Annotated in this window: 23 protein-coding genes; 5 read left to right on the forward strand and 18 right to left on the reverse strand. The window is 68.5% G+C overall.

Features of this window, described 5'->3' with window-relative positions:
• Nucleotides 1-3: 3 nt before the first annotated feature.
• Genes E5CHR_RS28700 through E5CHR_RS28710 form a run of 3 tightly spaced genes read right to left on the reverse strand, consistent with a single transcriptional unit; the run spans nucleotide 4 to nucleotide 2,953 of the window.
• Nucleotides 4-228 (reverse strand): DUF2783 domain-containing protein, encoded by a 225-nt coding sequence (locus E5CHR_RS28700; RefSeq protein ID WP_162583165.1) that lies wholly within the window; start codon nucleotides 226-228, stop codon nucleotides 4-6.
• The gene (locus E5CHR_RS28705; protein WP_162583166.1) at nucleotides 225-1,970 is read right to left on the reverse strand and encodes an FAD-dependent oxidoreductase; all 1,746 of its coding nucleotides are present in this window, start codon (nucleotides 1,968-1,970) and stop codon (nucleotides 225-227) included. The genes E5CHR_RS28700 and E5CHR_RS28705 overlap by 4 nt, the downstream gene beginning before the upstream one ends.
• A 23-nt stretch (nucleotides 1,971-1,993) precedes the next feature.
• On the reverse strand, nucleotides 1,994-2,953 hold the full coding sequence (locus E5CHR_RS28710) for an MBL fold metallo-hydrolase (RefSeq protein ID WP_162583167.1): 960 nt from the start codon (nucleotides 2,951-2,953) through the stop codon (nucleotides 1,994-1,996).
• Nucleotides 2,954-3,077: 124 nt separating this feature from the next.
• Between E5CHR_RS28710 and E5CHR_RS28715 the strand changes: the two genes are divergently transcribed.
• On the forward strand, nucleotides 3,078-3,902 hold the full coding sequence (locus E5CHR_RS28715) for an IclR family transcriptional regulator (RefSeq protein WP_162583168.1): 825 nt from the start codon (nucleotides 3,078-3,080) through the stop codon (nucleotides 3,900-3,902).
• A gap of 10 nt (nucleotides 3,903-3,912) precedes the next feature.
• Here E5CHR_RS28715 and E5CHR_RS28720 read toward each other — a convergent pair whose 3' ends face one another.
• The 8 genes from E5CHR_RS28720 to tsaB all read right to left on the reverse strand — a co-directional run bounded on the left by E5CHR_RS28720 (nucleotide 3,913) and on the right by tsaB (nucleotide 11,541).
• The gene (locus E5CHR_RS28720) at nucleotides 3,913-4,413 is read right to left on the reverse strand and encodes a GFA family protein (protein ID WP_162583953.1); all 501 of its coding nucleotides are present in this window, start codon (nucleotides 4,411-4,413) and stop codon (nucleotides 3,913-3,915) included.
• A gap of 213 nt (nucleotides 4,414-4,626) precedes the next feature.
• The gene (locus E5CHR_RS28725; protein ID WP_162583169.1) at nucleotides 4,627-4,974 is read right to left on the reverse strand and encodes a GFA family protein; all 348 of its coding nucleotides are present in this window, start codon (nucleotides 4,972-4,974) and stop codon (nucleotides 4,627-4,629) included.
• 65 nt (nucleotides 4,975-5,039) lie between these two features.
• Nucleotides 5,040-6,509 (reverse strand): DUF1501 domain-containing protein, encoded by a 1,470-nt coding sequence (locus E5CHR_RS28730; RefSeq protein WP_162583170.1) that lies wholly within the window; start codon nucleotides 6,507-6,509, stop codon nucleotides 5,040-5,042.
• A 10-nt stretch (nucleotides 6,510-6,519) separates the two neighbouring features.
• Entirely contained in the window at nucleotides 6,520-8,382 is a 1,863-nt protein-coding gene (locus E5CHR_RS28735) for a DUF1800 domain-containing protein (RefSeq protein WP_162583171.1), read from the reverse strand.
• Nucleotides 8,383-8,558: 176 nt separating this feature from the next.
• Nucleotides 8,559-9,383: an orotidine-5'-phosphate decarboxylase gene (gene pyrF, locus E5CHR_RS28740; RefSeq protein WP_162583172.1), complete on the reverse strand. Its 825-nt coding sequence runs from the start codon at nucleotides 9,381-9,383 to the stop codon at nucleotides 8,559-8,561.
• 32 nt (nucleotides 9,384-9,415) lie between these two features.
• Nucleotides 9,416-10,192, reverse strand: coding sequence for a uracil-DNA glycosylase family protein (locus tag E5CHR_RS28745; protein ID WP_162583173.1), 777 nt, complete (start codon nucleotides 10,190-10,192; stop codon nucleotides 9,416-9,418).
• A 10-nt stretch (nucleotides 10,193-10,202) separates the two neighbouring features.
• Nucleotides 10,203-10,778, reverse strand: coding sequence for a ribosomal protein S18-alanine N-acetyltransferase (gene rimI / locus E5CHR_RS28750; protein WP_162583174.1), 576 nt, complete (start codon nucleotides 10,776-10,778; stop codon nucleotides 10,203-10,205).
• Between the two features lie 58 nt (nucleotides 10,779-10,836).
• Complete coding sequence (gene tsaB / locus E5CHR_RS28755; RefSeq protein WP_162583175.1) at nucleotides 10,837-11,541, reverse strand: tRNA (adenosine(37)-N6)-threonylcarbamoyltransferase complex dimerization subunit type 1 TsaB; 705 nt, start codon at nucleotides 11,539-11,541, stop codon at nucleotides 10,837-10,839.
• Nucleotides 11,542-11,617: 76 nt separating this feature from the next.
• Here tsaB and dacB point away from each other — a divergent pair, with 76 nt between their 5' ends.
• Both dacB and E5CHR_RS28765 read left to right on the forward strand, forming a co-directional pair.
• Nucleotides 11,618-13,048 (forward strand): D-alanyl-D-alanine carboxypeptidase/D-alanyl-D-alanine endopeptidase, encoded by a 1,431-nt coding sequence (gene dacB, locus E5CHR_RS28760; RefSeq protein ID WP_162583176.1) that lies wholly within the window; start codon nucleotides 11,618-11,620, stop codon nucleotides 13,046-13,048.
• Nucleotides 13,049-13,182: 134 nt separating this feature from the next.
• A complete protein-coding gene (locus E5CHR_RS28765) occupies nucleotides 13,183-14,538 on the forward strand; it encodes a lipase family protein (protein ID WP_162583177.1) in 1,356 nt (451 codons plus the stop codon).
• A 17-nt stretch (nucleotides 14,539-14,555) separates the two neighbouring features.
• Here E5CHR_RS28765 and E5CHR_RS28770 read toward each other — a convergent pair whose 3' ends face one another.
• The 3 genes from E5CHR_RS28770 to purE all read right to left on the reverse strand — a co-directional run bounded on the left by E5CHR_RS28770 (nucleotide 14,556) and on the right by purE (nucleotide 17,432).
• Nucleotides 14,556-15,560: an L-threonylcarbamoyladenylate synthase gene (locus tag E5CHR_RS28770; protein WP_162583178.1), complete on the reverse strand. Its 1,005-nt coding sequence runs from the start codon at nucleotides 15,558-15,560 to the stop codon at nucleotides 14,556-14,558.
• A gap of 163 nt (nucleotides 15,561-15,723) precedes the next feature.
• The gene (locus E5CHR_RS28775; protein ID WP_162583179.1) at nucleotides 15,724-16,893 is read right to left on the reverse strand and encodes a 5-(carboxyamino)imidazole ribonucleotide synthase; all 1,170 of its coding nucleotides are present in this window, start codon (nucleotides 16,891-16,893) and stop codon (nucleotides 15,724-15,726) included.
• On the reverse strand, nucleotides 16,890-17,432 hold the full coding sequence (gene purE / locus E5CHR_RS28780) for a 5-(carboxyamino)imidazole ribonucleotide mutase (RefSeq protein WP_162583180.1): 543 nt from the start codon (nucleotides 17,430-17,432) through the stop codon (nucleotides 16,890-16,892). Before purE ends, E5CHR_RS28775 begins: the two co-directional genes overlap by 4 nt.
• 36 nt (nucleotides 17,433-17,468) lie before the next feature.
• On the opposite strand from purE, the gene E5CHR_RS28785 reads away from it, so the two are divergent.
• Both E5CHR_RS28785 and E5CHR_RS28790 read left to right on the forward strand, forming a co-directional pair.
• Complete coding sequence (locus E5CHR_RS28785) at nucleotides 17,469-18,389, forward strand: tetratricopeptide repeat protein (protein ID WP_162583181.1); 921 nt, start codon at nucleotides 17,469-17,471, stop codon at nucleotides 18,387-18,389.
• 157 nt (nucleotides 18,390-18,546) lie between these two features.
• Nucleotides 18,547-18,987 carry an META domain-containing protein gene (locus tag E5CHR_RS28790; protein WP_162583182.1) on the forward strand — a complete coding sequence of 147 codons (441 nt, stop codon included), beginning with the start codon at nucleotides 18,547-18,549 and terminating at the stop codon, nucleotides 18,985-18,987.
• An 11-nt stretch (nucleotides 18,988-18,998) separates the two neighbouring features.
• Here E5CHR_RS28790 and E5CHR_RS28795 read toward each other — a convergent pair whose 3' ends face one another.
• The 4 genes from E5CHR_RS28795 to fba form a co-directional block, all read right to left on the reverse strand.
• Entirely contained in the window at nucleotides 18,999-19,652 is a 654-nt protein-coding gene (locus tag E5CHR_RS28795) for a Crp/Fnr family transcriptional regulator (protein WP_162583183.1), read from the reverse strand.
• Between the two features lie 78 nt (nucleotides 19,653-19,730).
• Nucleotides 19,731-20,387, reverse strand: coding sequence for a helix-turn-helix transcriptional regulator (locus E5CHR_RS28800; protein WP_162583184.1), 657 nt, complete (start codon nucleotides 20,385-20,387; stop codon nucleotides 19,731-19,733).
• Between the two features lie 131 nt (nucleotides 20,388-20,518).
• A complete protein-coding gene (locus E5CHR_RS28805) occupies nucleotides 20,519-21,424 on the reverse strand; it encodes a phosphoribosylaminoimidazolesuccinocarboxamide synthase (protein ID WP_162583185.1) in 906 nt (301 codons plus the stop codon).
• A 174-nt stretch (nucleotides 21,425-21,598) separates the two neighbouring features.
• Entirely contained in the window at nucleotides 21,599-22,663 is a 1,065-nt protein-coding gene (gene fba / locus E5CHR_RS28810) for a class II fructose-bisphosphate aldolase (protein WP_162583186.1), read from the reverse strand.
• Nucleotides 22,664-22,665: the final 2 nt, after the last annotated feature.

Raw genomic sequence — 22,665 nt, forward strand, 5'->3', positions numbered from 1 at the left:
TCTTCAAGTGCCGGGTGTGTCGCCCGGAGCAGTTTGTCTGGCAGCCGCGAGCGCTCGCTTCAGCACGGCCGTCGAACCGATGTGGTTGGCCAGCACCAGGACCAGGCGCGCATTGAACGCGTGGCTTTCCTCGGTGCCGAGGCCTTCGTGCGCCGCCAGCAGGGCTTCGTAGAAGTCGTCGGCGGCGTCCAGGTTGGGCGCGGTGATCAGCTCGTCGTGCTGCTTCATGACGGGCTCCCCGTGCCTTTGGCGAGGGCGCGATCGAAGGCCTCGCGCAGCGCCTGCGCCCCGGGTGCACGCCAGCGCGCGCAGACATGCTGGTCGGGGCGCAGCAGGTAGACGGTGCCCGGCCGCGCGTCGTAGCGCCGCGCGGCAAGCTCACCCTCGCCGCAGGCGGTCACGCGCACGACGTGGAGCGGCCGGTCGGCCTCGGCAATGGCGGCAAGGCTGCGCTCAGCGGCCTCGCCCTCGCCGAAGACCAGGGCGGTGAAGCGCGCCGGCAGTGCGCGCAGCAGCCAGCCGGTGCTGCCGTCGGCGCGCACGATGGGCGCGTCGGCAGCCGGCGCGCCGGGCACCATCCGCCCTTCGAAGGCATCCACGTCGGGCGTGTTCAGCGGCGAGCCGTGCAAGGTGCTCGGGACCGAGAGCCTGCCGCTGTTGACCAGCGCGCGGGCGAAGGGCTGGGTCTTCGACAGCTCGAGCACCGCGTCGCGGAACAGTCGGCTCACTTCGCTCTTGGGCGTGATGAAGTCGGTGGCCCGGGTGGAGTTGCGGATGTTCTCGTCGGCGGCGTACTCGCGCTCGCTGCCGTAGCTGTCGAGCAGCGCGTCCGGGGCCGCGCGCTTGACCACGGCAGCCAGTTTCCAGGCGAGGTTGTCGGCGTCCTGCACGCCGGAGTTGGCGCCGCGCGCACCGAAGGGCGACACCCCGTGCGCCGAGTCGCCGGCGAACAGCACGCGGCCGTGGCGAAAGCGCTCCATGCGCTGGCAGGCGAACGTGTAGACGCTAGCCCAGCCGATGCTGAACTGGACACGTTCGAAGCCGATGCTGTCGAGCAGCGCACGCACGCGCGGGGTGATGCGTTCGTGCTTGCGCTCTTCCACGGGGTCGGCATCCCAGCCGAGCTGGAAATCGACGCGCCACATGGCGTCGGCCTGCTTGTGCAACAGCACGCTCTGGTGGGGATGGAAGGGCGGGTCGAACCAGAAGCGGCGCTCGTTGAGGGCTTCGGCCCCCACGCTCGGCACTTCGTGTCCTCGCTGCCCCCCGAGGGGGCGCTCGCCCGCCTTGGGGCGGCCCGGCGGCGGGCGGTCGAGATCCATGCGGATGTCGGCGATCAGGAACCGGTCGCGGAACACGCGGCCTTTGGCCTCCTGGCCCAGCAGCTGGCGCAGGTTGGAGCGCGAGCCGTCGCAGGCCGCGACGTAGTCGGCGGCGAGGCGGTAGAAGCCCTCGGGCGTCTCGATCTGCAGCAGCACGCCATCGGCACCGTTGTCGATCCCCACCACCTTGTTGTTCCAGCGCAGGTCCACCAGCGGCAGCTCGGCGGCGCGTTCGGCCAGGTAGCCTTCGACGTAGTACTGCTGGAGGTTGATGAAGGCAGGCCGCTCATGGCCGGGCTCGGGCAACAGGTCGAAGCGATAGACCTGCTCGTCCCGGAAGAAAACCTTCCCCACGTTCCACGACACGCCCTTGGCCACCATGCGCTCGCCGCAGCCCAGGCGGTCGAAGACCTCGAGCGTGCGCTTGGCGAAGCAGATGGCGCGCGAGCCGGTGGAAAGCGTGCAGTCGTTGTCGAGCAGGACGACGGGCACCTGCTGCTGCGCGAGGTCGATGGCGAGCGCGAGCCCGACCGGCCCCGCGCCGACCACCACCACGGGATGACGCGCAGGCGTTGCGGCGTCCTGGTCGGGGTGGCGGCGGTAGTCGAAGCGCAGCGACTGGTAGTCGACGGGAGCGGATGCGTCCACGGTCTTGCCTCCGTAGAAACCGCTCAGCCTTCGAGCGCCTTCCACATTTCGACGTCTCGCTCGGCCGTCCACACGCGCGGATCGCGGTGGCCCGACGCTTCGTCGTAGGCGCGGCTCACGTCGAAGGGCATGCAGTGGTCGAAGATCACCCACTGGCTGTACTTGGGCTTCAGCTTCGCGTAGGTCTCCCGATACACGGCGTTGAGGTCGCGCCCCGCCTTCACGCCGGCCTGCACGCTCTCGTAGACATCGGCGATGAAGCTGCGCGTGCCGGCCAGGCCCTTGGCCACTTCTTCGGGCGTGGTGAGCGCGGCGCCACGGCCGGGCACCAGCGCCTTGGGGCCCAGCGCGGCGATGTTGTCCAGCGTCTTCGGCCAGTCCTGGAAGTAGGCGTCGCCGGCGTAGGGCGTGGCATCGAACTCGACCAGGTCGCCCGACAGCAGGGCCTTCTCGCCCGGCAGCCAGACCACTGTGTCGCCCTTGGTGTGGCCGCGTCCGAGCTGGATCAGTTGCACTTCGAGCTTGCCGAGCCACACGGTCATCTTGCCGCTGAAGGTGATGGTCGGCCAGGTCATGCCCGGGGGCACGGTCTCGACGTTCTGGAACAGGCGCGGGAAGCGGCCGATCTCGCTGGCCTTGTCGGCTTCGCCGCGCTCGACGATGAGGTCGTAGGTGTCCTGGCTTGCGAGGATTTCCTGCGGCTCATACGCGCTCGCGCCCAGCACGCGCACCGCGTGGTAGTGGGTGAGCACGACGTACTTGATGGGCTTGTCGGTGACCTCGCGGATGCGGCGCACCACGTCGGCCGCCATGGCGGGGGTGGCTTGGGTGTCGGCCACGAGCACGGCGTCGTCGCCGATGATGATGCCGGTGTTGGGGTCGCCCTCGGCGGTGTACGCCCACGCGTGCTCGGAGATCTGGCTGAAAGTGATCTTCTTTTCTTCCAGGTCGGCCTGGCTCGCGAAAACCTTGGTCTGGCTCATCGGGGGTCTCCTTATGGGAATTCGTCTAAGTTGAACTGATTCGCAGGGAACGAACGGCGCAAAGTGTAGTCCGGCTTTCCGTTCATGTCTAATGCCTTCTGCATGAACAAACGGCGAAAGGGTCATGGCCACTGACAACAGTGATCGCGCGCAGCGCGGCATCCAGAGCATCGAGGTGGGCGGCCAGCTGCTGCGCGCACTGGTGCACCACGGCCGGCCGATGGCGTTGAAGGATCTCGCGCGGGAGGCCGACATGTCGCCCGCCAAGGCGCACCCCTACCTGGTCAGCTTCAGCCGGCTCGGGCTGATCGAGCAGGACCGCGCCAGTGGCCACTATCTGCTCGGTCCTCTCGCCTTGCAACTGGGGCTGATCAGCCTGCAGCAGGCCGATCCGGTGCACCTTGCCACGCCGCTCGTGGCCGCGCTGGCGCAGCTGATCGGCCACACCACGGCGATCGCGGTGTGGGGCGATCGCGGCGCCACCATCGTGCGGGTGGCCGAGTCGCCGGCCGCCCTGCATGTGAGCATGCGGCATGGCACGGTGTTCTCGCTGACCAGTACGGCTTCGGGCCGGCTGTTCGCGGCCTACCTCGAGGCCGACGAGGTCAAGCGCATGCTGGAGAAAGAGCGGCGGCGCGAAAGGAGCAGCGCCCAGCCGGAGAGCCACGTCGGCATGCCGCCGGCGCCGCCGCTGCCAGACTGGAAGGGATTCGAGGCGCAGCTGCACGCGGTGCGCAAACACGGCATGAGCCGCTCCGATGGCGAGATCGTGCCGGGGGTGAGCGCGATGTCGGCGCCGGTGTTCGACCACACCGGCGCGATCGCGTTGGCGATCACGGCGATCGGGACCACGGCGGTCTTCGATGCCAGTTGGGAAGGGCCGGTCGCGCAGGCACTGAAGCGCTGCGCCGGCGAGGTTTCGCAGCGGCTGGGCGCGACGCGGCTCTGAGCGGCCCGGCTCAGCCGCCGGTCGCGGTTCGTGCCGCCTTCAGCGCCTTGCCGCGCGCCAGGCTCTCGGCCGGCCAGTAGTCGGCGCTGCGGTAGTACTCGGGCACGGCGGGCACGCCGGGCGGCAGTTGGACCCAGGGCTGCTTCGAGGAGGTGAAGATGTGGATGTCGGGCGGCAGGAGGTCGGGTGCGTCGAGCGTGCCCACGCGCACGAAGCACACGGCCTCGCCGGCGCCGGCGTAGTGGCTCCACAGCGCGACGCGGCAATGCGGGCAGCGCGCGATCTTTTGCCCCTTGCCGCTCAGCGAGGGCGTGAGCACCAGCTCGACTTCGCCCTGCAGCCGTTGCAGGCGGTCGGCCTCGATCATGGCGTTGAGGGCGAAGGCGCTGCCGCTCTCGCGCTGGCACCAGCGGCAATGGCAGCAATGGACGAAGAGCGGGCGCGTGGTCATGCGGTAGCGCACGGCCGTGCAGGTGCAGCCGCCCTCGAGCGGGAAGGGGGAGATCGTCATGGTCGGCGTACTGTGGCGCCGCAGCCGACGGAAGGCAACGGGGGTTTCAGGCCGCCGATGCGCCCAGCGCAACGAATTCTCGCGGTGGATGATGTTGGGCGCCAGCGGTGCCGCGAGCACGACGGCTGCATCGTCGGCCGTCAGCACGCTCACCTGCATGGCCTTCGACAAGGGGGATGTGTGCGTGAAGATAGGCCTCGAGCTCGGGAGGGCTCACTTCGAGCGCCCGTCGAAATGCTGCACCGGCACCGACTCGAGATCGATGCCCTCGAGGCATCGGATATTGATGGCCGCCATCTTGTTGCCCTTCGGGTCGGTGCCCTCGCCAAAGGGGTGGATGCCGCAGACCGGGCAGAAGCGGTGCGAGATGACGTGCTTGTTGAACAAGTATGTGCTCATGTCCTCGGGCGGGGTCTTGAGCACGAGCTTGTCGTGCGGCACGAACCACATCAGGGAACCCTTGCGTTGGCACATCGAGCAGTTGCACGCCATCGCGCCCTGGATCTCGCCCTCGACCTCGAAAGCGATCCGGCCGCAATGGCAGCTGCCTTGGTAGTTCATCGGAGTCTCCGTTGGAAATGCGGGAACTCAGTATGGCATCGCGGGGGGGCCTGGAAAGAGTCTGGTCAGGCCAGGAATCCGACGTTCTTCGGGTAGTTGATCCCGTTCACGTTGCCGCCGAAGTTCCTGAGGTTCGGCAGGATGTTCTCCAGGCTCCCGGCGGGCACGCCGAACCAGCTTGCCAGCGTGGCGCCGTACTGGTCGACCGAGGTCGAAGGGATCAGCCGCCCCTGACCCACATGGCCTTCGTAGCCGGGCAGCTTCGAGTCGTTGTTGATGCTGACGACCTGTGGCGTGCCGTAGACCTGCTTGCCCTTCACCGCGCCGCCGACGACGAAGTGATGACCACCCCAGCCATGGTCGGAGCCGTCGCCGTTGGAAGCCAGCGTGCGGCCGAAGTCGGAGGCGGTGAAGGCGGTGACCTTGTCGGCCATGCCGAGCGCGACCGTCTCGCGGTAGAAGGCCGCCATGGCGTCGCTCAGCTGCTTCATCAAGCCCGGCTGATTGGCGATCAGGTTGTCGTGCAGGTCGAAGCCGCCCATCGAGACGAAGAACACCTGCCGCCGGGTGCCCAGCGTGGCGCGGCCGCGGATCAGCCGTGCGACCATCGCGAGCTGGCGGCCGAGCCCGGTGTCGGGGAAGGTGCCCGCCGCGTAGGCGGCGCCGATGGCCGAGGTGATGCTGCCTTCGGCATCGACCGCGCGCTTCGTGATGCGGTTGTATTCGTTCTCCAGCGCATGGCCGCGCGCCTGCTGCACCAGCTGCGCCATCGCAGCCTTGACCGAGCTCGAGCCGTACACGTTGCCCCCGGTCACGCTGCCGATCCTGACCGCGCCGCCGGTGCTGACCTGGTACTGCAGCGCCGCGTCACCCGACAGGAACACCGCGTTGCCCGCGACCGACATGCAGGTGAACAGCGCGTTGCTGTTCTGCGTGAGCACCAGGTCGCCGATGTTGCCGCCCCAGCCCACGGTCGAGCCCTCGGGTGATGAGGACTGCCAGGTCGACTGCTGGTCGTTGTGCGAGAACAGCTTCGGCGGCTGCGGGTAGAGCTTCTTGTTGCTATTGTTGAACTGGGCGCGCGTGAGCGGCACCACGAGTGGGCCGACGTTGAGCTGCACCGCCATCTTCGCGTCGGTGTTGAACAGGCCCGCCAGCGCGGTCATGGCGGGGTGCAGCGCGTACTGCCGCCCGTCGGGCAGCGGCGTCGTCGGACTGAGCAGCGTCGGCACCAGATCAGCCTTGGCCAGCGCGACGCCGCCTGCGGCCTGGCCGGCAGCGCCGCCGCGGATCGCGCTGTAGGCGTTGTAGCTGGGGTCGTCATAGGTGACGACGGTGTTGGCGTAGTCGTTGCCGCCGAACAGGAAGACGCACACCAGCGCCTTGTAGTCGTCGCCGGGGGCGGCCTGCGCGGCCGCCTCGCCGATGGCAGCGAGGTTGAGCGCGAAGGGCAGCGCGCTGCCGGCCATGGCAAGCTGCCCCGAGCGGCGCAGGAAGGCACGGCGGGTGTGAGCCTGGGGATCGATCAGGTGCATCGCGCGTTCCTTATTTCTGGATCAAGTAGCCCGGCGCGGCCATCACCATCAGCACGGCGGCGTACACCCGGTTGTTCTTGAGGGTGTCGCTGCTGGTCGTGGTGACGGCCGGCGTGGCCAGGGCGTTGGTGATCAGCGCGACGGTGTCGGCATCGAGCTGGTTGGCCGACATCAGCAGGTTCAGGCGGCGCACCAGCGCGGCCGGATCGAGCACCAGCGCCTTCTCGGCCGCATAGCTCGCGACCACGTCCCTGCCGTTGAAGCCGTTGGGCACCACGTTCTGCATGGTGTTGAGGTAGCCGCCCACGCTGGTCTCGTTGACCAGCTGGAACTCGGGCGCGACCCGCTTCGCATCCGCCATCGCGCTGGAAGGCGGCACGTAGCCAGGCCGGAAGAAGTTGAAGACGGAAGGCGAGCGCAGCGGGCTCTGGCCGAGCGAGTTCGCTGCGTCGGAGCGATTGCCGATCTTCCAGGTGCCGGCTGCCGAGGTGACGCCGAAGGTGCGCCCCCACTGCACCAGCCGCAGCATCGGCTCGCGCAGGTGGCCGAAGTTCGGGTCCACGAGACCCGCGGGGCTGCGCGCCTCATTGTCGAGCAGCACCGCGGCAAACACGCTCTTCATGTCGCCGCGCACGCCGGCGCCGTTGTCGGCGAAGACGTCGGACACGCGCTTCACGTAGGCGGCGCTCGGGTTGCTGGTGACCAGGCGCTGGATCAACTGCCGGCCGATGAAGGGGCCGACGTTGGGATGGTTGGACAGCGCGTCCAACGCGATCTTGAGCGCGGCCTTGCCTTCGGTGTTGGCCGGCACCGTGGCACCGAGGAACTTCGCCTCCTGCATCGAATGGCGCGAGGCGATGAGCGCCATGGGCCGTTGGGTCCAGGCGTTGCTTTCGATGGTGTAGCTCTCGCCCGGCGGCGCGAATGCGTTGCGCTCGGCGGCGGGGATGTCGAGGTCGTAGCCGGTGAACACGCGTGCCAGCTGGGTGACGTCGTCCTGGACGTAGGTCTCCAGCGGTGCGCCATCGGCGCCGGTCTTGACCGAGCCGTCGGCATTGAGCTGGTACAGGCCGATGCTCATGAGCTGCATGACCTCGCGCGCGTAGTTCTCGTCCGGCTGGCGGCCCTGGGCGTTTTCCTTCTGGTTGCCCCGGGTGTTGAGGTAGTAGCCCATCGCCGGGTTGAGCGTCACGCTCTCCAGCAATTGGCGGAAGTTGCTCGTGACGCCCGCGGCCAGCATGTCCCAGTACTGGGCGAACATGTGGGCGGTCCAGTTGGAGCTGACGTCGTTGGCCGAGACCACGAAGATCTCCGAGAGCGCCAGCGCCATGCGCTTGCGCACGCCGTCGGGCGAGGTCATGAGCTGGTTCCAGATCATGTCGTCACTGGTGACGCTGCCGTAGGCCTTGCTTGCCACCCAGGCCCAGCCGGTCTGCGCCGGTGCCCGGTCCATCTGCTCGCCGAGCCACGGCAGGTAGCCTTGGGCGCGCACCGCGGCGATCTCGGATTCGGAGGCGGAGAACTGCGCCTGCAGCAGGAAGCGCACAGCCTCGTCATCGGTCTTGGCCTGGCTGTAGACGTAGGTCTGTGCGCTCGGCGTGCTGGCGAGTGGCGACAGGGTGCCGGCCTGGACCGTTTCGCCGCTGGCGCCACCGCTGTCGCCGTTGCCCAGCCCCGCGAAGCCTCCGCCGCCACCACCACCTCCACCACCTCCTCCGCAGGCGGCGAGCGCCGCCGCGGAGGCTAGGGCAGTCGCCAGCGGCAGGGGGCCGCGCGGTCCTGCCACTGCCGAAGGGCTGTCTGCGAACGCTTCAGGCGCGCGCGGCGGCTCGTCGATCGCTGGCGCGCGATCGGTCGCTAGATCTTCCACCATGAGTTCCTCGCTCCTCGGCGTATGACGCCATGCCGCTCAAGGCAATTGCCGTGCCGGGCTGGGAACGCCTGAAGGGAACCAAAAAAGCCGGGAACTACCGACGACAATTGTTCCGAAATGTGACTTTTTTCGTCACGGGACACAATTGATAGTGGTCCACTTCGACGAGGATGGTTTCAGTTTTTGGCTTGCTCCAGACCATCGCGAGTACGAATGGCCTCATTCCGTGCGGCCTGCTCGAAGTCTTCGCCAGCCGACGCATAGCAAATGGCGCGCGAGGAACTGACCACGATCGGCGCGTCGGCGCGCCAGCCGGCGCGCACAGTGGCGACCGCATCGCCGCCCTGGGCGCCGACGCCGGGAATCAGGAGTGGCACCGTCGGCGCCAGCGCGCGCACCCGCTCGATTTCGGCCGGGTAGGTCGCGCCCACCACCAGGCCTAGCTGGCCGTTCAAGTTCCAGGGGCCCTGCACCAGCTTCGCGATGTGTTCATACAGGAAGGGCTGGCCTTCCATGCCGGCGAGACGCTGGGCCTGCAGGTCGTCACCGCCCGGATTGCTGGTCCGGCACAGCAGGAAGGCGCCCTTGCCTTCGTAGCGGAGGTAAGGCTCGACCGAATCGAAGCCCATGAAGGGAGAAAGCGTGACCGCGTCGGCGCCGTAGCGCTCGAACGCCTCCCGCGCGTACTGCTCGGCAGTCGACCCGATGTCGCCGCGCTTGGCGTCGAGGATCACCGGCACCTGGGGGGCATTGCGGCGCAGATGCTCCATCAGCTTTTCGAGTTGGTCTTCGGCGCGGTACGCGGCGAAGTAGGCGATCTGCGGCTTGAAGGCGATCACGAGGTCGGCGGTGGCGTCGACGATGGCGGCGCAGAAGTCGTAGATCTTGCTGGCATCGCCCTTCAGGCGGGCGGGGAACCTGGCGGGTTCGGGGTCGAGGCCCACGCACAGCAGCGAGCCGTTGCGGCGCTCGGCGGCGCGCAGCTTGTCCAGGAAGATCATGGGGCGGAATTCTAGGCGCCGCCCGTGCGGGCTCAGTTCGGCGGCGGCTGGAATTGCGCCGCGGCCAGGCACAGGTCGGCCCAGGCGCGGGCCTTGTCCGCCGGATTGCGCAGCAGGTAGGCCGGATGGTAGGTCGCGACGACGGGAACGTCCTCCCACCCTGGCATGGCCACGCGCGCCGGCCGGCCGCGCAGCCGGCCCAGCGGCTCGGCGCTTTGCAGCAGGCTCTGTGCGGCCAGCGGGCCCATCGCCAGCACCACCTGCGGCGCCGCCGCCGCATCGGCCCATCCTTCGGCGATGGGACGCGGACTGCCCGGCTGGCCCGAGGCGACGCCGCGGTGGGTGCGCATCAGGCGCACGGGAGCCGTACCGCCATGCAATTGCAGCGCGCGCAGCATCGCCTCGAACAGGCGGCCGGCATCGCCGGAGAAGGGTTCGCCATGGCGGCCGTCGAACTCGGGCGGCATGTCGGCGACGATCAGCCAGCCGCCCTCCGCTTCGGGGCCGTAGAGGCGGCGCGTCGCCTCGATCAGCACGCTTGCGCCCGAGGGCGCGGCCGACGGGCGAGCCGCGGCCGGTGGCGCGGAACTCGGAACCGGCGCCGGAACCGGAGCCGGAGCCGGCGTCGGAACCACGGCGCGGACGGCTGCAGGCGCTGCCGTGACGGCTTCGTCGGGCGCGTTGCGCGGCGGAGCCGCCTGCACGGCTGCCGGTGCATCCACAGGCGCCACGGCGGGCCACCAGAGCTTGATGCCCATCTCGTCGAGCATTGCGCGCTGCCGCGCATCCAGGTTCAGCGTACCGTTCATGTCTTGTCTGCTATTTCAAGCCGCCCCAGGCGCTGTTGGATTCGTTCAGACGCAGGCTCATCACCACGGCGTCCTCGCGTGCATGGCCTTCGGCCGGGTAGTAGCCCTTGCGCACCCCCACGCGCCGGAAGCCGTGGCGCTCATAGATGGCCAGTGCCCGCAGGTTGCTGGCTCGCACCTCGAGCCAGAGCCACTGCGCGTTCTGGCCGCGCGACCAGCCGGACAGCGCCTCCAGCATCAGCGGTGCCCAGCCCTGGCCCTGGCAGGCAGGCGCCACGGTGATGTTGAGGAGGTGTACCTCGTCGACGCCCTTCATGGCGACGAAATAGCCGATCAGCGTCTCCCCGGGTTGTGGCGCCAGCCGGCTCCACAGGGCGCGCGGCCGCCGTGCCGCCACCGCGTCGCCGGACGCAGCAGCCGGGGCCACCAAACATTGGCAGTGGTAGCCCGCAATGATCGAATCGCTGAAGTTGGCCGGCGTCCACGGATGGGTGTAGGCACTGCGTTCGATCGCGCAAACGGCCGGGATCCGTTCGATCGTGATCGGTTCGAGGCGGGCTTCACGCGGCTGAAGAACTGCGCTCATTCGATAAACCTCCGCCCTGCGGGCTGCGGTGAATTTGCCTTCGGAACGCCCGTGCAACTCATGTCGGCCCGGTGGCGCGTGTCGCCTTGAGCGCAGCGCGCTCCTCGGTGGTCTGTGCAACTTTATCGCGAACATACAGTGGCCATGCCTGTGCTGGCGGCACCCCCCCGCCGGCAGCGAGCAATTCGGGGGCCAGTCTCAGCATCGCCTCGGCAGCGGGCAATACCTCGTGGCACGCCGTGGCGGCTGGCAGACGCGCGCCGTAGGCAGCGAAGACGTTTCCGGCAAGCGCCCAGCCGGGCGGCACCTGCACTTGCTCCGGCGAAAGCAGCAGCGGCTCGGCTTCGCTCCGGGCGGGCTGCCCGAAATCGTAGTGGGCGGCGTAGAGCTCATCCATGCGCGCGTCCAGCAGCGCGACCACGCGCGTGGCGCCGAAGCGGTGCCGCGCCTCCTCTGCCACCGCGTGCAGCGTGTCGACCGGCAGCAACCGGACACCGGCGCCGAAACCCAGCCCCTGTGCGACCGAGCAGGCGGTGCGCAGGCCGGTGAAGGAGCCGGGGCCGCGCCCGAAGGCGATGGCGTCGAGTTCGGCCATGGCCAACCCCGCTTCCGCGAGCAGTTCCTGAATCAGCGGGATCAGGCTGCTGGAGGCTTGGGCGCCCCCTGCGCTGGTGCGCGAAAGCAGGTGCTCCCCGTGGCGCACGGCGACCGACAGCCATTCGGTGCTGGTGTCGAAAGCCAGGAGCTTCGTTGGTGCGGGCATCGCGCGATTATCCGGGGGCTGCCATGCGCCGCGCTGTCCGAAGCCCATGCGGGGCGACGCTCTGGATAATTGCGCGATGCCTCCTGCCCCGAAGCTTCTGGCGCAACGCGCCGTCCGCCTGTTCATCCTGTTCACCGCGCTGGCTTCGGCGCCTGCGCTGGCCCAGCCGCTTCCGGCGGAGGTGGAAGCCGCCCTGGCCCGCGCCCGGGTGCCGCGCGACGCCGTGACGATGCTGGTGGCCGACGCCGATGGCGTGCGCGCCCCGCGCCTGGCCTGGCGCACACAGGTGCCGGTGAACCCGGCCTCCGTCATGAAGCTCGTCACCACCTACGCCGCGCTCGACCTGCTCGGACCGGCCTTCACCTGGAATACGCCGGTGTACGTCGACGGGCCGGTCCGTGACGGCGTTCTGGCCGGCAACCTCTACATCCAGGGCCAGGGCGATCCCAAGCTGGTGCTGGAACGCCTCTGGCTGCTGCTGCGGCGGGTGCAGGGACTGGGCATCCACACCATCGCGGGCGACATCGTGCTGGACCGCAGCGCGTTCGAGGTGGCCGACACCGACCCGGCGGCTTTCGACGGCGAAGGCCAGCGGCCGTACAACGCCGCGCCCGATGCACTGCTGATCAATTTCAAGTCGGTGGTCATGACCTTCCAGCCGAACCGCGACGGGCAGACGGCCCAGGTCAGCTTCGAGCCTTTCCTGAGTGGCGTGAGCACGCCGTCGACGGTGCCGCTCTCGGCCGGCGAGTGCGGCGACTGGCGTGCTGCGCTGGCGCCGGCCTTCGGAGATCCGGCGCGCATGGGCTTCGCGGGCAGCTATCCCGCGGCGTGCGGCGAGAAGACCTGGGCGGTGGCGTATGCGGACCCGCGCAGCTACGCAATGCGGGCGGTCGGCGGGATGTGGGCCGAGATGGGCGCCCACTTGAAGGGTCAGGTGCGCGAGGGTGCCGTGCCGCGCGGGCTCAAGCCGGCCTTCGTGTTCGAGTCGCCGCCGCTGGCCGAGGTGGTGCGCGACATCAACAAGTACAGCAACAACGTGATGGCACAGCAGCTGTTCCTCACGCTCGGGCTGCAGCAGAAGCGGCGCGGCACGCTGGAAGGCGCCCGCGCCACGCTGCGCCAGTGGTGGAACGATCGCATCGGCACCGGGGAAGGCCAGCCGGTGTTCGACAACGGCTCGGGGCTGTCGCGCGAGGAGCGCATCAGCGCGGCGGCACTGGCGAAGATGCTGCAGGTGGCCTGGCGCTCGGCCCAGATGCCCGAGCTGGTGTCGTCGCTGCCGGCGATGGGGGTGGACGGCACGCTGCGCAAGCGCGCGCTGCGCTCGGGCGGGGCGGCCCACCTGAAGACCGGGAGCCTGCGCGACTCGGCGGGCATCGCCGGCTACGTGCACGGCGCCAGCGGGCGGCGCTGGGTGGTGGTCGCGATCGCGAACCACGCCAGTGCAAACGCCGCGCGCCCGGCCTTCGATGCGCTGGTCGACTGGGCGGGTCAGGACAACTGAAAGCGACCCGGTCGCCGAGGTGACCCGGTCGCAGCCGTGCTTGGGGTTTCCCTCGTCCTCCCTGGGAAGGGGCCAGCCTAGGATCGTGCGTTTTGTGCCTCCTCTTACCAAAATTCATCGATCGGAGACAGCCCATGAGACTTCGTCTGCATCTTCTGAGCGCCGTCCTGGCGGCCAGCCTGCTCGCCGCCTGCGGCGGCGGCGGCGGTGGCGGCTTCGCCTTTGTCGGTGCCGGTGCGGGCGGGGGCAGCGCTGGTCCAGGAACGGGCGCGCTCAAGGAGCCACCCGTCATCGTCACGACACTGACGACCTCGCAGATCGACAGCGGCACTGCTCGAATCGGCCTGCAGGCGCTGAGCGGCAAGGCGCGATGCGACGTCAACGTGATTTCGCTCAACTACAGCACAGTGGGCCCGAAGGGCGAGGTCACCAATGCATCGGGCGTGCTGCTGATGCCGGCGGGAACCTGCGCCAACGCGGCACCGCTGGTGGCATATGCCAAGGGCACGGACGTGCAGAAGCCTCGCACGCTCGTCAATCCGCAGGACTCGGAGACCTTCCTGCTGACCGCGATGTACGCGGCGCAGGGCTACGCGGTGGTGGCCACCGACTATCTCGGCTATGCCAAATCAACCTTCCCCTACCACCCCTACCTGCATGCCGACTCTGAAGCGCGCACGGTGCTCGACTCGGTAAGGGCGGCGCGCGCCGCGGTAGTGAGCGCGGGCGGTTCGCTCTCGGGCAAGGTGATGTTCACCGGCTATTCGCAGGGCGGTCACTCCTCGATGGCGGCGCACCGCGCGGCCGAGCGCGACAACGCAGCCGAATTCAACGTGGTGGCCGGCGCGCACCTGGCGGGGCCCTACAACCTCTCGGGCTCGTTCAAGCTGCCGCAGGCAATCGCGGGCTACCAGTTCTTCGTGCCCTTCATCGTCAACTCATACCAGAAGGTTTACGGCGACGTCTACACCGACGTGAACACGGTCTACAAGCAGCCCTACGCCAGCTACATCGAGAACCTGCTGCCCAGCCCGACACTGAACTACACCACCCTGGTGACCAGCGGAAGCCTGCCGGGCGCGAACGGCGAGACACCGAACCAGGCGCGCGACGCGATCTTCCAGAGCGCCTTCCTCGCGGACGTCCAGACCAATCCGAACAATGCGCTTTTCCTCGACGCCAAGAAGAACGACCTGCTCGGCTGGAGCCCGCGCGCCAAGACGCTGCTGTGCGGCGGCGCCGGCGACCCCACTGTCCCGCCGGCGCTGCACATGGTGGTCGCGAAAGCAGACTTCGATGCGCGCGGCGTGACCACGGTCACGACTGTCGATGTGGATGCGCAGGTCCAGGCGACCTACGGTCCCGGCGGCAAGGCGCCGACCGATCCGACCACGGCGGACTATGCGACCTACTTCGGCGCCTACCACGGCACCTACGAGCCGCCTTTCTGCCATGCGCGCGCACGGGCACTGTTCGACACGGTGAAGTAGCGCAGGCTCCTGCGGGCTCAGGCTGCAGCGGCGCGCTGCAGCCGGTCGAGAACGCCTTCCCATTCGGGGCCGGCGGGCGGCGTCTCCACCCAGATCAGCTTGGCGCCTTCGGCATCGAAGCTGCGCAGCACCGCGAAGAGCTGCTGCGCGGCGGCCGCGGCATCGTCGGGCATTCGCCGAAGCAGCACGCGCTGCGAACGGCCCTTGAGCGGACTGCGCGACCACACAGCCAGGTGCGCGGCGTTGGCGCCCAGCACGTCGAGGCCGGCTTGCAGCGCCTTGGCGTCCAACAATCTCACTTTGGCGCTGGGCGCGTAGTGCGCTTCCAGCGTGCCCGAAGCGCGCGGATCGGGTAGCGCCAGCTGGTGCCGGTCGCGCAGCGGCTCGCCGCAGGCGGCCTCGATCTGCGTGCGGGTGATCGCACCGGGGCGCAGCAGCACCGGCTGGCCGCGGCTGCAATCGACGATGGTGGATTCGATGCCGACCTCGCACGCGCCGCCATCGATCACCAGCAGCGCGTCGCCGAACTCCTGCTGAACATGCAGGGCCGTGGTGGGACTCACGCGGCCAAAGCGGTTCGCGCTCGGCCCTGCCACGCCCGGCACGCCTTGCTCGGCGCAGGCGACCAGCAGGGCTTGCGCCACCGGATGGGCCGGGCAGCGCAGGCCGACAGTGTCCTGCCCGCCGGCCGCGGCGGCGGCGACCCCGGGCTGGCGCGTGACGATCAACGTGAGCGGGCCCGGCCAGAAGGCCTGCACCAGCTTCTGCGCGAAGGGCGGCAGCGGCTGGGCGAAGCGCGACAGCGCCTCCGTGCCCTTGACGCCTGCGGCCACATGGACGATCAGCGGATGGTTGCTGGGCCGGCCCTTGGCCGAGAAGATCCCGGCCACGGCATCGTCGCTCGTCGCATCGGCGCCCAGGCCGTAGACCGTTTCGGTCGGGAATGCGACCAAGCCGCCGGCGCGCAGCACGCGAACGGCTTCCTGGATGGCTTCGGCCGAATGGCCGTCGCGAATGGTCATCGGTCCACCCCAAGGGCAGACTGAGCTTGCAGGTCGCGCCGTCGCGAGACGCGACGGCTCTTCGTGCCGTCCAAGCCTGCACCGGGAGGCCTGGAGCCGCGGCACTCGGCCCTCTCGGGGGGCAACGAATACACGATGTGATGAGCGTGGGGGCGCATGCCGGCTATTCGGAGAGCGGAATCGGCAGGCCCAGCAGCGCGGCGGCGAAATCCGCCGTACTGCGGATGGCCTCGATGTCATTGCCGGTGATGGTGAGATGGCCCATCTTGCGGCCGCGCCGTGCTCCGGCCTTGCCATAGAGATGCAGGTGCGTGCCCGGCAGCGCCAGCACGTCGGCCCAGCGCGGCTGGACGGCCTTCGGCTCATCTTCAGGAAACCAGAGCTCCCCCAGCAGGTTCAGCATCAGCGCGGGACTGTGCTGGCGCGGCGGATTGAGCGGCAGGCCGGCCAGGGTGCGCACCTGCAACTCGAATTGCGACACGTCGCAGGCATCCAGGGTCCAGTGGCCGCTGTTGTGCGGGCGCGGTGCCATTTCGTTGACCACCAGGGCGCCGTCGGCCAGCACGAAGAACTCGACGCACAGCACGCCCACATACTGCAGGCCTTCAGTGATGGCCACTGCGGACTCGACCGCCAGCCGCCCCGTCGCCTCGGGAATGTTGTTCGCATGCACTTCGGTGACCGCGAGGATGCCGCCGCGGTGCAGGTTGCGCTGGGGCGGGAAGTGCACGATCTGGCCGTCGTGTCCGCGCGCGACGATCACCGAGCACTCGAAGTCCAGCGGCAGCAGCTTTTCGAGCACGCACGGCACCTGGCCCGCGCGGGCCCAGGCGGCGGCCAGTTCTTCGCGGGTGTCGACACGCTGCTGGCCCTTGCCGTCGTAACCCAGGCGCGCGGTCTTGAGGATGCCCGGCAACAGGTTCGGCGGCACGAGCCCCACCTGGTCGGCCGACTCGATGACGGCGTACGGCGCGCAATCCACGCCGCAGCCGACGAAATGGCTCTTCTCGCGCACGCGGTCCTGCGCGATCGCCACCGCGGTGGCGCCGGGCCGCACCGGCCGGGCCACCGACAGGTGCTCCAGCGAGGTCGCCGGCACGTTCTCGAACTCGGTGGTAATCGCATCCGCCAGGCCGGCAAGGCGCGCGAGGCCGTCGACGTCGGCGTAATCGGTATGGATGTGATGATGGCTCACGCGACCGGCGGGGCTGTCGGCATCGGGGTCGAGCACGGCGGTGAGATAGCCCATGCGTTGGGCCGCATGCACGAACATGCGGCCGAGTTGGCCACCCCCCACCACGCCAAGCGTGGCGCCAGGCAGGATGGCGGTCACAGCGCGCCTCCGCCCTGTGGCGAGAAGGGAGACACCGCCGGTGCATCAGGCGGCGGCAAGGTCATCGATCTCGCGGCTTCGGTCTGATCGGCACGGAACGCATCGAGCCGCGCGCGCAAGGCCGGGTCGGCCAGGGCCAGCATGGCCACCGCGAACAAGGCCGCATTGGCGGCGCCGGCGTTGCCGATGGCGAAGGTCGCGACCGGCACGCCCTTGGGCATCTGCACGATGCTGTAGAGCGAATCCACGCCCTGCAGGTGCCGGCTCGCCACCGGCACGCCCAGCACCGGCACCGTCGTCTTGGCCGCCAGCATGCCCGGCAGGTGCGCCGCCCCGCCGGCGCCGGCGATGATCGCGGCCAGGCCGCGCTCGGCAGCGCTTTCGGCGTACGCGAAGAGTTCGTCGGGCATTCGGTGGGCGGAGACCACCCGCGCCTCGTGGGCAATGCCGAATTGCTGGAGAATCTCGACCGCGCTGCGCATCGTCTCCCAATCGGAGTTCGAGCCCATCACGACGCCGACCTGTATGGCTTGCTTCATGGTTTCAATTTTACGTTTCACCCCCAGCTTCCCGCGATGATCGACATCACCCTCGAAAACTTCCAGACCGAGCTGATCGAAGGCTCGATGACCACTCCGGTGCTGCTCGACATCTGGGCCGAATGGTGCGGCCCTTGCAAGCAGCTCGGGCCGGTGCTCGAAAAACTGGAGACCGAGTATGGCGGGCGTTTCACGCTGGCCAAGCTCGACGCCGACAAGGTGCCCCAGATTTCCCAGCAACTCAGCCAGATGTTCGGTGTGCGCAGCATCCCCTTCTGCGTGATGTTCAAGGACGGCCAGCCGATCGACGGCTTCGTCGGCGCCATCCCGGCCGAGCAGATCCGCGCCTTCCTTGACAAGCATGTGCCGGGCGAGGACGAGCTCGAGGCTGCAGAGCACGAAGAAGCTGCACAGGATGCGCTGGCCGAAGGCGACACCGACGGTGCGCTCGAACGGCTGCAGCATGCCGTGGCCACCGACCCGTCGAACGACGACGCGCGCTTCGACTACGTCAAGCTGCTGCTCCAGGAAGGCCGCGTCGACGATGCCAAGGTGGCCTTCGCGCCGGTGATCGCCAAGGCGCCTGCGGTGCGCAGGCTCGACGCCCTGCAGCGCTGGATGGATGCGATCGACTTCGCCGCACCAGGCACGGGCGCGGCACCGGCCATCGCCGATGCCGAGGCGCGCATCGCCGCCAACAAGCGCGACTTCGAGGCCCGGTTCGACCGGGCGCGGCTGCTGATGGCCACGCAGCGCTGGACCGAAGCGATGGACGAGTTGCTCGACATCCTCATGCGCGACAAGAACTGGAACGAGGAGCTGGCGCGCAAGACCTACATTGCGATTCTCGAGATCATCGAGCCGCCCAGGCCCAAGGTGGCAGACGGCCAGATCCCGCCGGACGATCCGACGGTGGCAACCTACCGGCGCCGCCTCAGCAGCGTGGTGCTGAGCTAGCGCACAAGCTGGCGTGTAGCTCCGCTAACGGCAAAGTGAGCGCAGGCTTATCTTCCTGATCAACCATGCAGGCAAGCCGGGCCGGATGACATTGGCGCTCTGACCGGGCTCGCATACGATTGGCGGGTTTCGACATGTTGCAAAGGAAAGTCCGGCCATGCGCTTCCTCTTCTTGACGACGGCCTTGTTTGCATCGCTGCTGGCGAGCGGCTGCAGCAGCGGCATCAACCTCGACGAGCCGATCGAAGGGCCGGTCTGGCAGCTGGAGCAGCTCGGCAGCGAACTGATCGAGCCAAGCAGTGATCCGGGGCGCAACGCGCAGATCCAGTTCGATCGGAGCAGCGGAAGGGTGACGGGGTCGGGCGGCTGCAACCGGGTCACGGGCACCTACGAGCGCAGCGGCAGCACGCTCAGGGTGCGGCAGCTGGGCGCCACGCGCATGGCCTGCCCCAACGAGGCCAGCACCATCAACGAGACCCAGTTCTTCGCTGCGCTGCAGGCCACGGCCAGCTACCGGCTGCAGGGAATGTCCAAGCTCTCGCTGCTCGACGCGAGCGGGCGAACGGTCGCGACCTTGAGCAATGGCGGAGTGCGCTGAGCCGTTCAGGCTCACCATTTCGCCGGCAACGGCTTGAGCAGGACCAGCCGCCGCCCGAGCACCGCCACGTAGCCGCCGCTTTCCAGATCCTTCAACAGCCGGCTCACCATCTCGCGCGAGCATCCGATTTCGCTGGCTATCGCCTGGTGGGTCAGCCGATCCATCTGCAGGGTGCCGTCAGGCTGCGGCTGCGACCGGCCTTCCAGCAAAGCGCGCAGGCGGCTGTAGACATCGAGCAGGGCCATGCTCCTGGCGCTCTCGGTGGCCAGCCTCGCGCGCCGGATCAGCCGCATGATGAGTTCGCGCGCCAATTCGGGGTCGAGCGCCAGATGCCGAAGCATGGTTTCCCGCGTCACGACCACGCACACCGTTGGCACCGCGGCCTGAACGCTGGCCGAGCGCGGCCCGCCATCGAGCGACATCTCGCCCACATACTCGCCCGGGCCGTGCAGGCCCAGGGTCACCTCGCGCCCGCGCGCATCCGAGACGAAGGCACGCAGCTGGCCCGAGAGCACGATGTAGACGGAGCCGCCCTGGTCGCCCTCCTCGATGAGCATGGCGTGAGCCCGGTAGCGGCGCTGCACGCCGAATGCGGCGAGCTTCTGGAGCGGTGGCGGCAGTTGGGCGAGAGGGTCGGCGCGAGGTGCAGCGGGCGTCGGCGGCATGCGCGGACTATACGGCCGCACCCTGTGCGGCGCGATCGCCGGCGCGACGCCATGCGCAGCGAGCGCTACCGTTCAGTCCTAACCGGCGAGCCGCAGCGACGACACGATCTGAGGCATGCGCGACAGCTCGCGCACGATCTCGCGGACGCTGCCGCGGCCGGTCTTCTGGCGCACGTTCTTGATGTGGGTGCGAACCGTCGAAACGCGGATGCCCTGTTCGCAGGCGATCTCCTGGGCACCGCGCCCCGCGCACAGCTGCGTCAGCACCGCCTGCTCCGCCGGCGTCAGGCGCTTGGCACGGGCGAACATCTGCACGGTGAGCGTCTCGCAGTTGGAGCGCCGGCTGCAGATGATCAACACCGCGTCGACACTCGCGCCGCCATGGGCCAGCGGCACGAAGGCCAGCGAGAGCGTCTCGCCCTCGGGGTCGAGCTCCACGATGCTGCGGCAGTCGCGCTCCGCGTCTTTCAGCGCCTGGCGCAGCTTGGCCTGCGAGGCGGGCAGTGTGGCACACAGCAAACCATCGACCGTCCGCAGCGCGCGGCCACCTGCCAGCTCGCGGCGCGCGGGCTGGTTGGCGTGCAGGACGCGGCCGCTCAAGTCGACGAGCAGCAGTCCGTGGTCGATCTCGTCAAGGGCGCGTGCCAGCAGAACGGCGTGCAGCGCATCGGACGCCGGGGCTGCGGCGCGGACTTCGTCTTGGGGAGTGGGCAGTTCGGCAATCGTCGCGTTCATGGCACTTGTCCTCATCCGTTGGAATGAGGACAAGTGTGTGAAATCGTGGCTTTGCCGTGCGGTGACTATTGCCCGAAGTTTTGTGACTTATTCACCTCCGGCGAGCGGCGGTCTTCCAGGCGATCAGCCGGTCAGCCGGTCAGGCGGTCCAGCGCCTCGCGGTACTTGGCGGCCGTCTTCTCGATCACCTCGGCGGGGAGGCGCGGCGCCGGCGGGGTCTTGTCCCAGGGCTTGCCGTTGACCTTGACCCCTTCCAGCCAGTCGCGCACGAACTGCTTGTCGTAGCTCGGCGGGTTGGCGCCCGCGGCGAGTGCGGCCTGGTAGCCCTCGACCGGCCAGTAGCGTGAGCTGTCGGGCGTCAGCACCTCGTCCATCAGGACCAGCGTGCCGGCCTCGTCGAGGCCGAACTCGAACTTCGTATCGGCAATGATCATGCCCCTGGCCAGCGCAATGGCGGCAGCCGTCTCGTAAATGGCGATGCTGGTGTCGCGGATCTGCTGCGCGAGCGTGGGGCCGACCACGTCGACCACGCGCTCGTAGCTGATGTTCTCGTCGTGTGCTCCTGCCGCCGCCTTGGCCGCGGGCGTGAAGATTGGCTGGGGCAGCTTGCTGGCGTTGCCCAGGCCCTCGGGCAGGGGCACGCCGCAGACCGCACGGTTCTGCTGGTATTCCTTCCAGCCGCTGCCTGCAAGATAGCCGCGCACCACCGCCTCCACCGGGATGGGCTTGAGACGCTTGACCAGCATCGAGCGATCGCGCACCTGCGGCACCTCGGTGGCCGTCACCACGCTCTCGGGCGCCTCGCCGGTCAGGTGGTTGGGGCACAGGTGGCCCAGCCGGTCGAACCACCACAGCGCCATCTGCGTCAGGATCACACCCTTGCCCGGGATCGGCTCGCCCATGATCACATCGAAGGCCGACAGGCGGTCGCTGGCCACCATCAGGATGCGGTCATCGCCGACCGCGTAGTTGTCGCGCACCTTGCCGCGCGCAAGCAGGGGCAGGCTCTGGATGGAGGAAGTGTGGACGGTGGTCATGACGATGGTGGAACGGCGGAACTGGAACGACCGAGATTGTGCGCGTGAAAAATGGCCCGCACGCTCCCTCACTTCGTGTGGTCACTGCCCCCCGAGGGGGGTTTTTCATCTTGGGGCGGCCCGACACAGAAAAAAGCCACCGCGAGGGTGGCTTCGGCAGGGAGGGCGAAGCGATCAAACGACTTCTTGCGCGAGCTCGCCCTTGGCGTACTTGGCAGCCACCACCTGCAGGGTCTCGCCCTTGATCTTCGCGCCCTGGCCTTCGCAGCCGAATTCGATGTAGCGCTGCTTGCAGATCTGCTTGGCGGCCTCGCGCGCAGGCTTGAGCCATTCGCGGGCATCGAACTTCTCCGGGTTCTCGGCCATGAACTTGCGCACCGCGCCGGTCATCGCCAGGCGGATGTCGGTGTCGATGTTGATCTTGCGCACGCCGAACTTGATGGCTTCCTGGATTTCCTCCACCGGCACGCCGTAGGTTTCTTTCATGTTGCCGCCGTACTGGCGAATGATGGCCAGCAGGTCTTGCGGCACGGAAGAAGAGCCGTGCATCACCAGGTGGGTGTTCGGGATGCGGCGGTGGATTTCCTTGATGCGGTCGATCGCCAGGATGTCGCCGGTGGGCTTGCGCGTGAACTTGTAGGCGCCGTGGCTGGTGCCGATGGCAATGGCGAGCGCATCGAGCTGGGTTTTCTTGACGAAGTCGGCGGCCTGCTCGGGGTCGGTCAGCAGTTGCTCGCGCGTCATGGTCGCGTCGGTGCCGTGGCCGTCTTCCTTGTCGCCCTTCATGGTCTCAAGAGAGCCGAGGCAGCCCAGTTCGCCTTCGACGGTGACGCCGACCTTGTGGGCCATGTCGACCACCTTGCGCGTGACGTCGACGTTGTAGTCGTAGCTGGCAATGGTCTTGCCGTCGGCTTCGAGCGACCCGTCCATCATCACCGACGAAAAGCCCAGGTTGATGGCGCCCTGGCACACGTCGGGGCTCTGGCCGTGGTCCTGGTGCATCACCAGCGGAATATTCGGATAAGCCTCCACGGCGGCGAGGATCAGGTGCTTGATGAACGGCTCGCCCGCGTACTTGCGTGCGCCCGCACTGGCTTGCAGGATCACCGGTGCCCCGGTCTCCTTGGCCGCTTCCATCACGGCCTGCACCTGTTCCAGGTTGTTGACGTTGTAGGCCGGAATTCCGTAGCCGTTGGCCGCGGCGTGGTCCAGCAGTTCGCGCATCGAGACAAGTGCCATGG

This window comes from Variovorax sp. PBS-H4 (assembly GCF_901827205.1).
GTDB lineage: Bacteria > Pseudomonadota > Gammaproteobacteria > Burkholderiales > Burkholderiaceae_C > Variovorax.

Bases quoted from the DNA above. Each gene is read 5' to 3' on its own strand.
- E5CHR_RS28700 (WP_162583165.1), bottom strand. From the start codon at position 228: ATGAAGCAGCACGACGAGCTGATCACCGCGCCCAACCTGGACGCCGCC.
- E5CHR_RS28710 (WP_162583167.1), bottom strand. From the start codon at position 2,953: ATGAGCCAGACCAAGGTTTTCGCGAGCCAGGCCGACCTGGAAGAAAAG.
- E5CHR_RS28715 (WP_162583168.1), top strand. From the start codon at position 3,078: ATGGCCACTGACAACAGTGATCGCGCGCAGCGCGGCATCCAGAGCATC.
- E5CHR_RS28720 (WP_162583953.1), bottom strand. From the start codon at position 4,413: ATGACGATCTCCCCCTTCCCGCTCGAGGGCGGCTGCACCTGCACGGCC.
- E5CHR_RS28725 (WP_162583169.1), bottom strand. From the start codon at position 4,974: ATGAACTACCAAGGCAGCTGCCATTGCGGCCGGATCGCTTTCGAGGTC.
- E5CHR_RS28730 (WP_162583170.1), bottom strand. From the start codon at position 6,509: ATGCACCTGATCGATCCCCAGGCTCACACCCGCCGTGCCTTCCTGCGC.
- E5CHR_RS28735 (WP_162583171.1), bottom strand. From the start codon at position 8,382: ATGGTGGAAGATCTAGCGACCGATCGCGCGCCAGCGATCGACGAGCCG.
- pyrF (WP_162583172.1), bottom strand. From the start codon at position 9,383: ATGATCTTCCTGGACAAGCTGCGCGCCGCCGAGCGCCGCAACGGCTCG.
- E5CHR_RS28745 (WP_162583173.1), bottom strand. From the start codon at position 10,192: ATGAACGGTACGCTGAACCTGGATGCGCGGCAGCGCGCAATGCTCGAC.
- rimI (WP_162583174.1), bottom strand. From the start codon at position 10,778: ATGAGCGCAGTTCTTCAGCCGCGTGAAGCCCGCCTCGAACCGATCACG.
- tsaB (WP_162583175.1), bottom strand. From the start codon at position 11,541: ATGCCCGCACCAACGAAGCTCCTGGCTTTCGACACCAGCACCGAATGG.
- dacB (WP_162583176.1), top strand. From the start codon at position 11,618: ATGCCTCCTGCCCCGAAGCTTCTGGCGCAACGCGCCGTCCGCCTGTTC.
- E5CHR_RS28765 (WP_162583177.1), top strand. From the start codon at position 13,183: ATGAGACTTCGTCTGCATCTTCTGAGCGCCGTCCTGGCGGCCAGCCTG.
- E5CHR_RS28770 (WP_162583178.1), bottom strand. From the start codon at position 15,560: ATGACCATTCGCGACGGCCATTCGGCCGAAGCCATCCAGGAAGCCGTT.
- purE (WP_162583180.1), bottom strand. From the start codon at position 17,432: ATGAAGCAAGCCATACAGGTCGGCGTCGTGATGGGCTCGAACTCCGAT.
- E5CHR_RS28785 (WP_162583181.1), top strand. From the start codon at position 17,469: ATGATCGACATCACCCTCGAAAACTTCCAGACCGAGCTGATCGAAGGC.
- E5CHR_RS28790 (WP_162583182.1), top strand. From the start codon at position 18,547: ATGCGCTTCCTCTTCTTGACGACGGCCTTGTTTGCATCGCTGCTGGCG.
- E5CHR_RS28795 (WP_162583183.1), bottom strand. From the start codon at position 19,652: ATGCCGCCGACGCCCGCTGCACCTCGCGCCGACCCTCTCGCCCAACTG.
- E5CHR_RS28800 (WP_162583184.1), bottom strand. From the start codon at position 20,387: ATGAACGCGACGATTGCCGAACTGCCCACTCCCCAAGACGAAGTCCGC.
- E5CHR_RS28805 (WP_162583185.1), bottom strand. From the start codon at position 21,424: ATGACCACCGTCCACACTTCCTCCATCCAGAGCCTGCCCCTGCTTGCG.
- fba (WP_162583186.1), bottom strand. From the start codon at position 22,663: ATGGCACTTGTCTCGATGCGCGAACTGCTGGACCACGCCGCGGCCAAC.